Here is a 12,489-nt window from a genome sequence, read left to right on the forward strand (position 1 = left end):
TGCTTAACACCTCCCCTTCACGAGTTCGTGTACCTGAAGTTTTCTGAAGCGGTAGCGGTTGACACTTTCCCCCTAGTTTTCCCTAGTAAGGCATAACAAACCATAACAGGCTGACACCTGCCCTGCTTCGCATCAGCCCTTTACGCGTTGGCTGCAGCTGTTGTGCGTGAACGTTAGGATCCGTTAGGTTGGGTTGACACTTTTCCCTGTTTTTCACGAAAAAGTGTCAAGTTAGAGGAGTTAGGTTTGGCCGGGGGTTTACAGTTTTTCACCTGCCAGCAGACAGAGTGCCTTTAATCCTGTTTCGCTCCAGTCATCCTGGGTGTCGGGATGCATTGCGGCCACATAGGCCAGCTCGGAACGCAGGAAACGCAGACCACCAGCCATGTGATCTTTGCCATAGAAGCTGTGGGTTTCTTCATCCGGCCGGAAGAGAATCAGCAATTGTTCATCGGGCTCGTGCTGAACATCAAAACCCAGCTCAGCGGCTGCGGCTTCTATTCGCTGACCAGCATCAATATCAGCCGGCAGCGTTTTCCCACCGTCATGCCCCCATACCCATGCGGCGGCCTGCGCCCACGTCATTGCATTGTGATGCTCAGCAGCACCAGCACCAGCACCAGCACCAGCACCAGCACCAGCACCAGCACCAGCACCAGCACCAGCACCAGCACCAGCAGAATTGTGTTTAGCGTGCGATGCTTCAACATCCACTTTATCGCCTGAAATAACAATTTCACCGCGGGCTATCCAGCCGTAAACCGTCTGCCGGCTGACGCCCATATGCCTGGCATAGGCTGATTTACTCAATAACATCGTATGATTCCTTCCGGGACAAGAAAAAGCCGCCCTCAGGCGGCTTGCTTCTCTTCAGATTTTGTCTGGCGCTGGCTGCCTTTGATCATCGCGCTGACATGTTCGCTTAACTGGTCAAGGCCGGTCATGCGTGGCTGAACGTCTGACGGATCGTCATTCTTCCCGTAAACGAGATTGTTATACCAGGTTCGAACAGCTGTAATTTGTGCGACGTCTTTCCTTACCGCGTCGACCAGATCGCCAACCGCGCTAATCACCTGCCCGTTCTCTGATGCGATACGGGAGAAGGCGAGACGTTTTAGCTGTTCTGTTTCAAGCCCCGAACATACTGCGTGCGCCCGTAGTAAGGCATCTGACAGTTCAGAATGTTTTCCGCCGTGCATCGACAGCAGCATCTTTTCCTGACTACGGCGATCGAGTCTGGCAAATGCGAGGCGCATTTCGTTATCACGCATGAACCCCTGAACATCATCAGAGGCCAGTGGTTTAACCGGTGCCAGCTTGTTCATCAGGTAATCGAGAATGTTTGAGGCCTGATCACTTACTGCTGCAGCTCCGCGAGTGAACGCTTTCAGTGTGTCTGGATTTTTGGCTTCACCTGCCCTGCGGTTTTTTGCCTGCTCGTTCAAATCCGGGTCGTTGCGGATAACGTCCAGCAAATCCGCTTCTGCTTCTGCCTGCTGCGCCGTGACGCGCAGGTTAGTCAGTTCGCCGGCCATGCCACGGAATAATGCTTCCATTCGCGAATCAGGCGCAACAACCTTACCGACATAACCCGCCAGCTCGATACTGTGTTTCCCTATTTTGATTGAGTAGCTCACTGGCCAGCCTCCATTTTTGATAGCCCTGCATCAAATACCTTGCGTGCAACAGCATGAATTGACGGCGCGATCCCCATGCCCGACTTCTGGCGTTCCCTCTCCTGAATGGTTTTCAGAGCCTGAATCTGCTCCCCGTTCAGCAGGACTGGCTTAACGTTAACCTTGCTCATGATGCCCCCTGTAATAGCAACCGTTAAAATTCCATTAATCGCAACAATTCAATAATCAATTGCGATTTATGAAACGATGTTAATGAAATTGCAGGGGTGTACAACGCGAAAAGAGTGGATGCGTTTTAAAGAATTTGCCCTCAAGGTGTTCATGGTGTTCATAAAGGCGATAAATTACAGACAAAACAATAAATTAACCTATGAACACCGGTCTACATACAGGGGTTACAAGTGTTCATGGTGTTCATATCTCTGTTTACTTCATGAGCACAAAGTTAAAGTGACCTATGAACACTATGAATACCCTATGAATACCTTACACGAAGGTATTCATAGTCAATCTTATTGATTTTATTAAACTTTAACCAATCAATGAATACTATGAACACCTTTAGCCATATTTAGCTAAACATTCATCTTTTTTCCTCAGCTAACGGGTGTGCCTGCGGCAGCCAGTCCTCCGCACTCTCTGAAAGTTCGACGTTCGTCACCACGCCGCGGGTCTTTCTCTCCTTGCGGTACTCGTGATTAAACTCCCGCATGGCGCTTTCCATTCCCTCAGAGAATTTATTCAGCGTCAGCGGCTTCTCGAAACCGTTCGCCTCAAGAAACTTCAGATAAGCGTGATAGAGGTACATGCGGGGGCGATGAGGCGGGTTACGGTTACCCACCAGCATTCCCACGCAATCAGCCAGGCGCTCCAGATGCGCGCAGAAGGCATAAAGCGGATCCGTTTTCTGTTTCACCTCTAATGCCTCTTCGCTGTTCCGTTGCTCAAGCAGCAGCGCCCGCGCTTTCTCCGGGTTCGCAAAGTTCGCCAGCAGCCGGCGAACAACCACCGGAATTTCAGCGGATATCTTTTCAGCCAGGTCGGGATCCTTATCCTCTTCGCTGACGCGCCGGTTAAACTGGAAAATTACGCGGCGCCGGGAAACGCCGCCGGCACGTTCGGTGAAAATCATCGGCGTGTTGTTCGTGGCCACAACCACCGCCCGCAGAACGGCGGTGTACTGGTGCTCGTGCTTCGGGTCTATCTCCACCGCATCCCCGCCGGTGATCGCCTTTATCCCGGTGCCCTCACCTGAATATTTGGGCTGATCAGGAAGCGTTATCATGCTTTTCCCGACGAACTGCGCCCGCCCGCGCGCGCTGTCGAGCGCCGCCATGTTCCCGCTGGCGGTGTTATGTGCGCCGGCCAGCATCGTGGCAATATGGGTAAAGACGCTTTTGCCGCTACCGCCCTCCCCGGTTAACTCAAGGAACAGCTGCCAGTCGTACCGGTTCGCCAGCACCATAAAGAGCGCTGCAGCGATGCGCTGCATCTTAATTGCGTCTCTATCTGATGCGTAACTTAGCCATTTATGGAAGTTTGGCGCGTGGTCGCGGAGGTTTTCGCCCGGCACCGCCGGAGTGTAGGTCACGCCGTTATGGTTGGTCAGCCAGTTATCCTGGCTGTGTTCGGAGAAAACGCCGGTTTCCATATCGTAGACGCCGTTAGCAAAGGGGATCAGGCTGCGCCGCGGCTCCCCCATTACCGGGATAACGATTTTCAGGGCGTCGATAACGTTGTTGATCGCGCGCTTGCTGAAGTTGGTTTTGTTCTCGTTGTAGATAGCCACCATTTCGCGGCTCAGCTCGAGCAAAGACGTTTTCTCCCAGATGCCGGTACGGTAGACGTACACGCCTTCGCTGTTTTCATGGATCGCAATGCCGGTGTAACGCGCGGCCAGTATGAGTGCCTTTTCGTTATCAGCCAGGTCGCGAAGGTTTACATCCGTCAGCGGTTTGCCGATCACCATGCTTTTGCCGGCTTCCGCATCGGCTTTGAGGCGCGGTAGCTGTGGCGTCCAGTCCTCCAGCAGCTGATAACCTTCAGAGTAGAATTGCGCGCGCTCCACGCCGGCCACCGCCAGCTTTGTAGCGAGAATGGTTATCTGCCGCTCGCTCAGATGCCCGCCACGGCAAACCCGGGCATAGAGCCGGCCATCATCCACAATCCGGATATTCTCCAGCTCCGCCAGCTGCTTTTTATCCAGAACAACCGGCGGCACGGTGTCACCAATCGGGTTCATTTCCTGCCATGCTTTGGCGAACGTCCAGGCATCAGCCCCGGCAAAGATAATTGACTCCTCCATGAGATCCGCCGGCTGCTTTTTAAGGTTTGGTGCATTCTTCATTTTCTGTTCCCTCGCTCCCTGATGATTTCCCGCATAACCCGAATTCGTTCGATGCCCTGCACCCGCATAATTCGATCGATATCGGTTCCACCGGTGCCCGGCGCGGAAGAAACAAATTCAAATTCCCGCACCAGCCTTTCTGGCGTGCAAAAACACGGTGAGCTATACCCCACGCGGCAATATGTCACTCTGTCGAATCGGTAACTTTCGATAATTACCAGGTTGCCGCGGCTGTCCTTCCATTTATCGCCCGGCCTGATTTCAGGGTGAGCGCGGCCACCAGCAGCTAAGCCGGAATTTTTAATCGTCATATTTTTACCTCACGCCGCTGGCGGGATTACCTGATAACCAATTTTCTTCAGAAAGCGCGCGGCACTCTCCACCGTAAAAATGATCTCGTCGTCCATAAGGGGGCGCATCGACTGCAGACCATTTGACGTGTCCACCAGATAGCGGCCGCCGGCAGGGAAACTGAATACGTTTATGCGGTCTGACCGGCGAATTAGATCGTAAACAGGGTTCATGCCTTTCCCTCCACATCCAGCAATGTCACGTCAATAATCAGTAGAATTTTATCCAGCCAGCAGTACAACTCTTCACGATTTTCTTTATCCAGCGCTGGCAGTAATTCAGTCATAACGTGTGCTAAACCATATCGTGCGCGATTTAATCGCTCAGATGTGCGCTCAGAAAGCGTAAACGTAACCGGGTATGGATGTTCATTGGTTAACACAGTGTCAGCCGCTGTCTCTCCGGGCTGTTTATGGAAGAGATCAATATTCACTCTGATACCTCCATAGCCAGACGGCACTGTATAGCGGAGGCTTTACTGCCTAACTGGAGATAAGTTCGAGTGATTGCCGGGTTACTGTGCCCGAGCATTTCAGAGGCGACCAGCAAACCCTGTTCGCCGCCGGCGGACATGAGATTAAAGGCGGCGATTTTGCGGCTGGAGTAGGCGCTCAGGCGCAGACGTGTGTTTACTACGCGGGTAAACCACACCATTACGTTGTGCAGTTTCTTCCAGATCGTCTGGCGGCTCACGCTACCTTCCAGAGACTGGCAGCGGTTACTTTCGATCTGGCTACGGGAAAATACCAGGTCGTCACCGATAAGATTGCGCTCCATGCGTTCACGCAGTCGTTTGATGATGCCCGGCGGTAGCTGTTTGGTATCGTGCTTAACTTCAGCCTTTGCCACCAGCTCAAACACGATCGCCTGTTCTTCTTCCGTCATGCCGGCGGCCAGTTCGTCGCAGCTCACGCTATCCCAGTGCATGTACGCAATGTGATCGCCAGCAAGCCGGGCAGCGTCCTTACGTTGCTGGCGAACAATCTCGATCCCCTTCCGGGTCGCTCTGGCTTCTGCTGCTTTGGTCTGCTTCGCTACGATGATTGTTGCAATGCCGGTTTCCCAGTTGGTACAGGAGTAACGGAAGTTGCACACGTCGCTGGTACGCCAGCCGGTAACGGTTGCAATATCCCACCAGAGTAAAACCCAGTCCGGCTGGGTCTGCTGGATGCGTTCGCGCAGTTTGCGCTGCTCTTCCCGTTCATAAACGGGGGTCATGGTGCGGGTGCCTTTCGTGGTAGTTGCTTTTACCACGTTGCCGCGCAGCTCGCGTGCTTTTGCTGTCAGGGTTTGGAGGTTAAACATGCTGTACCTCCTCAAGACGAAAACGACACGCCAGAATACAGACACATCCTGCAGGCGTTTTTTCGCGTGCTTCGTGTTCGGTGGAAGCAGTAACGTTGACGATCTGATTTGTGAATTCACCCAGGGTGAGAAAACGCCATGTAAATTCAGGGCGTGTTTGGGTAGACTTGGTGCAAGCCATAATGTTAGTCCCTCTAACGTTGTGGTCAGACGCCCTGAAAGTGTTCCCGCACTTCGGGGCGTTGTTTTTTTTAACTTCTGTGTGTAATGTGTCATCACACATAAACACATTACATCGGGTGTAATTAACGTGTCAACACACAAAAACGAGAGACGTGGTAATCCTCCATTCCAATTTCGGCTGGATCCAGAACTGCGAGAAATGATGGAACGGGCGCAACAGCAGGATGGTGATGAGTCGCTAGCCGCCTGGCTGAAGAGGATCGTTCGCAAAGAACTCCAACAACGTGGAATTGCCCCTAAAGAGTAAATAATGAAAAAAATCCTGCTTGGTCTTTTCGTCTTATTAATAGCAGTATTCGCACTCAAATCATGCCTCAGCAGTGACAGCGCTTGCGGAAGTAACGAAAAAGACGTGCTGAAGCAAAGTTGCGAAAAATTACTAAACAAAAATTGATTATCGCAGGGGGCGACGGAGAGATCCGCGCCCTTGCTACGGGGAATAATTAATTGGCTGCTTTCGGTGCGAGCGAAGCCCTGCCCCAGACGGGCATAATTGTTCTTCATGGCATTAACCTTATTGAATTGCTTAGTGAGCTGTCGCGACGAACTTATTCTGCGAGATCTGAAGTGAAAACTCTCGCAATTATCTCAGCTCACGGAATCTCAGTTCGTTTGGCTGCGTGACGATTCAATGCGCTCACTAATCCATTCATCAATTTCGCTTTCAATGAAAGCAATTGCTCGAGAACCAATCTTTATGGATGAGGGGAAACGTTGCTCAGCCATGAGTCGATAGATCCAAGCCTTGCTATAGCCGGTTCTGCGCTGAACTTCAGATAAACGGATAAGGGATTGGGACATATATACCTCTCGAAGTCTAATGTGGTCTACGAGGTATATTTCAGCAAAAACATGCGAGTAGTTGTGGAAGTCACGGTAAATCAGTTGGAAGTAGCTCTTCCACTTAAATAGAAGTACGGCCTGAAGTTTTAGAACCTGTAGATCGTCTTTTTGGAAATCCTTACGAGCTATTTGGAAGCGTATGTGTTCAGAGCTTCATCAATTAGCATAGTCAGTGCCTTATCAGTCACATCGATGCCATCGCCATGCTCCGATATGATTCTTGAGGTACTTCTGGCAACTTCGGATTTGTTCAATTTCTTACCGCGAACATATTTTCCACCCGCTTTTTCAAGCGCAATCGCCATGCCAGCGATCAATTTCAAAGCAGTGTCTTTGCCAGCGAACTCACCCCATACCTCAGGAACATGTTCATTAGCATGAGCTGTATTTTCTTCCTCACAGCCATACCATACATCTTCAGCAGATAGCTCTTTCATTGCCCAGGGCCAAATCTCTTCAGCGTAAAACTCAGCGTTGACAAAATTACCGCCGATATCAGTCCAAACAGTTTTCGGACTTAGCTCTTTGTTAAGAGCCTCTTGAATGATACGAAAATAACTACAAGCCATGTTGTATCTTTCGGAGTCACAACTTTTATCAAATTCTCTTAAGCATGAAAAATGATACACGCCGGCCATAGCCATTGAAGCCAGCTCAGCAGTGACAACACGTTGTCGGCGAAGATGATGGGGCATGTTGAGGATGTTTTCTCGCATAAAAGCTTCCTGCTAACAATAGTCTACAGAAGTCTACTACTGTCAATTAGCACTGTCTATACATACAGTTAAGCACTTTTCCCAAATGTTCCATGCACTACATTTTCGCCGTTTTCCAACGCTTCCATATAGTCGGCATACCACTGAAGCATTTCACGCCGGCCGTCTATGTACTGAGCGTGGTTGTACGTTCCTCGAATAGAGTTTTTGTCGACGTGTGCCAGCTGCGTTTCTATCCACGCGGTGTTGTAGCCCTGTTCGTGCAGGATGGTACTCATGGTATGCCGGAAACCGTGCCCGGTGACTTTTCCGTCATAGCCAATCCGCTTAAAGACTTGGTTTATGCTGGCTTCACTCATTGTTTTTCGCGGATCGTTACGGCCAGGGAACATAAGCGGGTAATTGCCTGTTAGCTCTTGGAGCTGGCCAATAAGCGCAAGAGCTTGCCTGGACAACGGCACCACATGAGGGCGACGCATTTTCATGCGTGAGGCTGGTATTTCCCAGACCGCCTTACTGATATTGATTTCATCCCAAAATGCCCCGCGGAGTTCGCCGGTACGCAAGCCGGTGATAATCAGCAGACGAGCGGCCAAAACTACTAAAGCGCTTCCTGTATATCCTGACAACGCCTTGAAGAAATCAGGCAATTCTTTCGGTGTGAGGAAAGGATAATGATTGGACTCATGCCCTTGCATGGCGCTGGTGAGATCTGGAGCGGGGTTATAAACAGCACGGCCGGTGACTATTGCGTAACGGAAAACTTCCCCGCAGCGCTGCCTAACTTTTTTGGCCTTTTCTGTAGCGCCGCGCCCCTCAATGCGCCGCAGCACATTCAACAGTTCAAGCGGTTTGATATCGGCTATTGGTTTTTTGCCAATGTAAGGGAACACATCTTTATTGAAAGCCTCCAGGATGTCTGAAGCATACCCAGCAGACCATTTTTTTAGTTTGCTGCTGTGCCACTCAAGGGCAATATCTTTGAAGGTATTATTTAACTGAGTTTCACGGGCAATCTTCTCTTCCCGCTTCGCTTCCATAGGATCGATACCCCCAGCTATACCCCTTTTGGCTTCAACACGTTTTGTCCGAGCATCGGCCAATGTGACTTCAGGATACACACCCAGCGCTAACAGCTTCTCTTTGCCGGCTACTCGATATTTGAGCCGCCAGTATTTGCCGCCATTAGGTTTGATAAGGAGATACAGACCACCACCATCAGCCAGCTTGTAAGGCTTATCTTTAGGTTTGGCGGCGTCCACCTGCCGGGCGTTTAATTTCACTTGGGGGTACCTCCTCTAGACCGAACAGCAAATACCCCCGTAAGTACCCCCAAATGACCGTAGATTTCAGGGAACTTTAGTAGACGTAGAAATACTAAAAGGGGCTGCAAAGTGCAGATTATAAGGGGTTTTAGTGAACTTTAGTAGACTTGGGGATACTTTGAAATGGTGCCGATAATAGGAGTCGAACCACTTAGCGATTAAAATCGCTTCGACCTTCGCAAGCCATTGATTTTTAGAACCAAGTGCGCTGCTCCTGAACGGCAAAACTAACACAACCAGTAATAGTTGCCCCTGAATATTAGATCGGGGGAAAGATGAAATACAAGCCTAATTCGTACCTAGTCAAAGAAAACTCTTCGGTTTACTCCGTAAAGGTAACCATCCCGCCTTATATGCGTTCCCTATTTGGGAATCGAACAGCCTACATGCGTACAACTGGCACGGCAGACATCAGAGAAGCCCGGATCATCCGTGACAGGATAATGCACGAGTTCTTCACTCTCCGTGACCAGCTTAAGCCGAAACCACAGGGGAACTGTGTAGATCGCGTCTTGGTGGAACTGCGTTCTATTAACGAGCATGTAAGCCAGAGTGATGGGATCAACTTTGCTAACGCTCGCATTTGCCCTTCTCTGGTCCAACTGCGTGATGAATTTATTGTTCAGCACAGTGACAGGCGCAAGCTGTCCACCCTCAGCAAGTACATTAAAGCGGTTGAAGTTTTCACGGCGCATTTCCGGTGCAAAGATTTCCGGTTACATGAGATCAACAGAACGATGGTCACTGACTGGCTAGACAGGGCTAAGCAAGAGAAAGCCAGCCAGACCCTGGCTAATTATCTTGGGTGTCTGTCCCAATTGGTGGCTCTCGCCCAGAATCGCTACCACGACGCGCCAAAAGATAACGTTTTCACGAGTCACAAGTTGGATGTACGTCATGACAGGGAGAGTTACGAGCCGTTTAGCAACGACGAACTGGCTAAGGTGCTCGCGCTACTTGATGAAGAGATGAAAGCAGTGGCGGTGGTGGGAATGCTTACAGGGATGCGTCTGAATGAAATTTGTTCACTACAAATCAACAATATCAAAACCGTCGAGGGGATATGGTGTTTCGAGGTGACGGAGGGTAAGACACGCAATGCGGCTCGCCGGGTCCCCATTCATAGCAGATTGACGACTCTCGTTAAAAACCTCATCCAGAACAACCACAACGGCTTTCTGTTTTATCACGCCAGTATCACAGAGCGGGCTGACGGCAAACGTTCCACTTGGCACACCCAGCGATTCACAAGGGCCAAGCGTAAAGCCTTGGGTGAACAAGGCACTGAAAGGAAGGTTTTCCACAGCCTTCGAGGGATGTTCATCAGCCAGCTTGATCGGGAAGGTGTACCAGAGGACAGGATCGCTTTGATTGTGGGCCATGAGCGCGGGAAAACGGAGAGTTTCAGAACTTACAGCAAAGGCGCGGGAATGAAGGAACTGTCTGGGTATGTCGAGCTGGTCAGCTACCCAGATATGCCGAATATCTAAAGTTTTCCCAAATCCCAACGATACCAATATTAAACCCAGGAGCAGGTAAAAATCATGGCTATGAAAAAATGTCGCGAGTGTGGGCAGGCAGTATCATCAAGTGCGAAGGTTTGTCCGAATTGCGGTGTGAAAAATCCGTATGCATCGCCGAAAGGCTTAATCAGATTTGTTCTCCTACTTGGGCTTATCGCATTCGCCGCGATAACCAACCAAGGTGGAAAATCGTCAAGTTCAAGCTCCAGTGAAAGCAGTTACCAAACAGTTGAGGACTCTCAAGATTTACGGGACGAAGCGCAGTTGGTAATCCAGGCGAAGGGCTACAAATGCAAAAAGGTGAACAGCACGTCTGCCGCAGCCTTTGGCGGAGAAATTACCGTATTTTGTGATGACGTCTATCAGTACAAGATTAAAGACAACGGCGGGAAGTACGTTGTTACCGCTGAATAGCAGACACAAAAAAGGCCGGGTTGCCCGGCCTTAAGTTTTCAGTTTTGTCTTTCTGTTGAGGTAGAACCGGATCGTTGAGTCGAATCCGTGCGTTTGGACTCGATCTAACAGGCTTGACCTGCTACAACCAAGCCGACGCGCCAGCGCTGACATGTTGATGATCGCGTCATCGTTCGTACCGTCAAGAATCCACTGCATAAGCGGTAGATTACCCTGTCCAATCAAAGCTAATTTCATATGTATCTCCTTTGGAGATTTGCCACAGGCAAACCCGGTAACGGGTATCTGTGTATCTCCTTTCCTATGCCTCACCCTATGGGAACTTCTTCACGGTGGGGCCGAATGGTCAGCCCCAAAATCCGTTAGCTTACGCTGCGTCATTCGTCACACGGACCACGAAGTCTGGTCGCATTGGTACGGCGATGCTTGAAAGTTCCGATACCACTTCGTAATTCATGAACTTATCACGCAAAACGTAATGGTAAGACGGATAAACAGGGCCTTGAGCCACCTCAGCATGTCTACTTGCAGGCGTCTGGAAGGCCATATATGGAGACAGGTCACCTTCTACAATGTTCGAGAACGTCGCCAGCAAGAAGCCGTCGCCATCAGCGATTTTGTAGAGTGGATCGTCCACTTGGACCACAGTCACGCGCCCAATGTTGTAACGATCATAAGCACCAAGAGACTCTGGGAAAATGATGTCTTTGGAAGTTGCGCCAAACAGGGCGGCCTGATATGCCGTTGGGGACCCTTGGATCGCCATGAAGAGCGAAGGCGAAGCCAACAGATACACCTGCTTAATGCTGGAAGCCCAACCACCAAGCTTACTTTTCAGCAATGTAACGGCAGCCTGCATCTCGGTAATGACGTTAGCACTCACGCCTGTTTTGATTGTGGTATGGCCTTGCTGAACACCCCAGAAAGATGTCCAGTCAATGGTTGGCCCTTCGCGTAAGTGAGTCGCCTCAACAGTGTTGTGTAGCAAACTCTGGCTCATGGCGTACTCAGTATCACGGCGAGCTTGCAGGTAGTGGCTCAGAGCCTGGTTACCCACGACATCAAGAGCGTTCATCTGGCGGTTTTCACCAGGGACGCGCTTACCCTGCCAATCGGCGCTGGTCACTGTGCTTGAATACACATGCAGCGGTGCCTGGACCGTAATGTTCTGGGCCTTCGGGAAGTTGATAGCAGCCATCTCGCTACCATATCGCGCCACACTCTGAGTAATCTCGCGCTGTGCATCTTCGAGGGTATCCAGTGCAATGATTTGGCTATCATTCGGACGGGAAGTGAAGATCCCCAAGCTTGACAGAAGGAAGCCTTCACCTGTGGGTTTCACGAATTGACCTGACAGGTCTTGGAATTCAAATTTCATTATTAATCTTCCTTAATTAGATTTCGGTGTTTGCGTCAGCAACACGATTTCCAGCCTTAATAAGGGCGGTGTATGCCGTCTCTTTCGCCGCAGTAGCAACTACCAGACCAGCCGGGTTGAACACGCAACCACGGTCACTAATCACCAGACTACGCGCGTCACCTGCAATTTGGTTTTGCAGTGCCACAGCACAATCATCACCATCAGCGGCGGCGTAAGCTGCGCCTGTGGTCGGGTTAATCACATCACCACAATTCACGCCTGCATCCAGATCGAGAATCACGGTGCGTTTGTGCATCACCGGGTCAGTGGTATAGACCAGAACGTCCTGTGGGGACTTGCTTTCATATGCGAATGCCATGTTTTTTTTTATCTCCATCATCATATTGTTACTCCGCCTTGATTAG

The 12,489-nt window shown here is 50.5% G+C and carries 18 protein-coding genes; 3 read left to right on the forward strand and 15 right to left on the reverse strand.

What is annotated here, in order from left to right; translation table 11 throughout:
• Window positions 1–258 precede the first annotated feature (258 nt).
• The 10 genes from OVA10_RS20040 to OVA10_RS26070 all read right to left on the reverse strand — a co-directional run bounded on the left by OVA10_RS20040 (window position 259) and on the right by OVA10_RS26070 (window position 5,923).
• Window positions 259–585: a hypothetical protein gene (locus tag OVA10_RS20040; RefSeq protein ID WP_268196680.1), complete on the reverse strand. Its 327-nt coding sequence runs from the start codon at window positions 583–585 to the stop codon at window positions 259–261.
• Window positions 582–710, reverse strand: a complete 129-nt coding sequence (locus OVA10_RS20045) for a hypothetical protein (RefSeq protein ID WP_268196681.1) — start codon at window positions 708–710, stop codon at window positions 582–584. Before OVA10_RS20045 ends, OVA10_RS20040 begins: the two co-directional genes overlap by 4 nt.
• Before the next feature lie 141 nt (window positions 711–851).
• Complete coding sequence (locus tag OVA10_RS20050) at window positions 852–1,637, reverse strand: hypothetical protein (RefSeq protein WP_142503461.1); 786 nt, start codon at window positions 1,635–1,637, stop codon at window positions 852–854.
• Complete coding sequence (locus tag OVA10_RS20055) at window positions 1,634–1,807, reverse strand: hypothetical protein (RefSeq protein WP_014830800.1); 174 nt, start codon at window positions 1,805–1,807, stop codon at window positions 1,634–1,636. Before OVA10_RS20055 ends, OVA10_RS20050 begins: the two co-directional genes overlap by 4 nt.
• Window positions 1,808–2,220: 413 nt before the next feature.
• Window positions 2,221–3,984 carry a DNA primase family protein gene (locus OVA10_RS20060; protein WP_142503694.1) on the reverse strand — a complete coding sequence of 588 codons (1,764 nt, stop codon included), beginning with the start codon at window positions 3,982–3,984 and terminating at the stop codon, window positions 2,221–2,223.
• A complete protein-coding gene (locus OVA10_RS20065; protein ID WP_142503695.1) occupies window positions 3,981–4,295 on the reverse strand; it encodes a DUF4222 domain-containing protein in 315 nt (104 codons plus the stop codon). Before OVA10_RS20065 ends, OVA10_RS20060 begins: the two co-directional genes overlap by 4 nt.
• A gap of 9 nt (window positions 4,296–4,304) precedes the next feature.
• On the reverse strand, window positions 4,305–4,508 hold the full coding sequence (locus OVA10_RS20070; RefSeq protein WP_142503696.1) for a hypothetical protein: 204 nt from the start codon (window positions 4,506–4,508) through the stop codon (window positions 4,305–4,307).
• A complete protein-coding gene (locus OVA10_RS20075; RefSeq protein WP_142503697.1) occupies window positions 4,505–4,768 on the reverse strand; it encodes a nicotinic acetylcholine receptor subunit beta in 264 nt (87 codons plus the stop codon). The genes OVA10_RS20070 and OVA10_RS20075 overlap by 4 nt, the downstream gene beginning before the upstream one ends.
• Window positions 4,765–5,640, reverse strand: a complete 876-nt coding sequence (locus OVA10_RS20080; protein WP_257181937.1) for a tyrosine-type recombinase/integrase — start codon at window positions 5,638–5,640, stop codon at window positions 4,765–4,767. Before OVA10_RS20080 ends, OVA10_RS20075 begins: the two co-directional genes overlap by 4 nt.
• Entirely contained in the window at window positions 5,633–5,923 is a 291-nt protein-coding gene (locus tag OVA10_RS26070; RefSeq protein WP_321196227.1) for a host cell division inhibitor Icd-like protein, read from the reverse strand. The genes OVA10_RS20080 and OVA10_RS26070 overlap by 8 nt, the downstream gene beginning before the upstream one ends.
• Window positions 5,924–5,950: 27 nt before the next feature.
• Here OVA10_RS26070 and OVA10_RS20090 point away from each other — a divergent pair, with 27 nt between their 5' ends.
• Window positions 5,951–6,130 (forward strand): hypothetical protein, encoded by a 180-nt coding sequence (locus tag OVA10_RS20090; RefSeq protein WP_095455415.1) that lies wholly within the window; start codon window positions 5,951–5,953, stop codon window positions 6,128–6,130.
• Between the two features lie 356 nt (window positions 6,131–6,486).
• Here OVA10_RS20090 and OVA10_RS20095 read toward each other — a convergent pair whose 3' ends face one another.
• From OVA10_RS20095 to OVA10_RS20105, 3 genes are all read right to left on the reverse strand, one after another.
• A complete protein-coding gene (locus OVA10_RS20095) occupies window positions 6,487–6,684 on the reverse strand; it encodes a helix-turn-helix transcriptional regulator (protein WP_126327560.1) in 198 nt (65 codons plus the stop codon).
• Between the two features lie 167 nt (window positions 6,685–6,851).
• A complete protein-coding gene (locus OVA10_RS20100) occupies window positions 6,852–7,442 on the reverse strand; it encodes a hypothetical protein (RefSeq protein ID WP_142503700.1) in 591 nt (196 codons plus the stop codon).
• A gap of 68 nt (window positions 7,443–7,510) precedes the next feature.
• Window positions 7,511–8,725, reverse strand: coding sequence for a tyrosine-type recombinase/integrase (locus tag OVA10_RS20105; RefSeq protein ID WP_142503701.1), 1,215 nt, complete (start codon window positions 8,723–8,725; stop codon window positions 7,511–7,513).
• 317 nt (window positions 8,726–9,042) lie between these two features.
• On the opposite strand from OVA10_RS20105, the gene OVA10_RS20110 reads away from it, so the two are divergent.
• Both OVA10_RS20110 and OVA10_RS20115 read left to right on the forward strand, forming a co-directional pair.
• On the forward strand, window positions 9,043–10,257 hold the full coding sequence (locus tag OVA10_RS20110) for a site-specific integrase (protein ID WP_268196683.1): 1,215 nt from the start codon (window positions 9,043–9,045) through the stop codon (window positions 10,255–10,257).
• A 54-nt stretch (window positions 10,258–10,311) separates the two neighbouring features.
• Window positions 10,312–10,704 carry a zinc ribbon domain-containing protein gene (locus OVA10_RS20115; RefSeq protein ID WP_268196684.1) on the forward strand — a complete coding sequence of 131 codons (393 nt, stop codon included), beginning with the start codon at window positions 10,312–10,314 and terminating at the stop codon, window positions 10,702–10,704.
• Between the two features lie 367 nt (window positions 10,705–11,071).
• Here OVA10_RS20115 and OVA10_RS20120 read toward each other — a convergent pair whose 3' ends face one another.
• A complete protein-coding gene (locus OVA10_RS20120) occupies window positions 11,072–12,082 on the reverse strand; it encodes a major capsid protein (protein WP_268196685.1) in 1,011 nt (336 codons plus the stop codon).
• 16 nt (window positions 12,083–12,098) lie between these two features.
• Window positions 12,099–12,443, reverse strand: a complete 345-nt coding sequence (locus tag OVA10_RS20125; RefSeq protein ID WP_268196686.1) for a hypothetical protein — start codon at window positions 12,441–12,443, stop codon at window positions 12,099–12,101.
• Window positions 12,444–12,489: the final 46 nt, after the last annotated feature.

This window comes from Lelliottia sp. SL45, from assembly GCF_026672535.1.
Lineage (GTDB): Bacteria > Pseudomonadota > Gammaproteobacteria > Enterobacterales > Enterobacteriaceae > Enterobacter > Enterobacter nimipressuralis.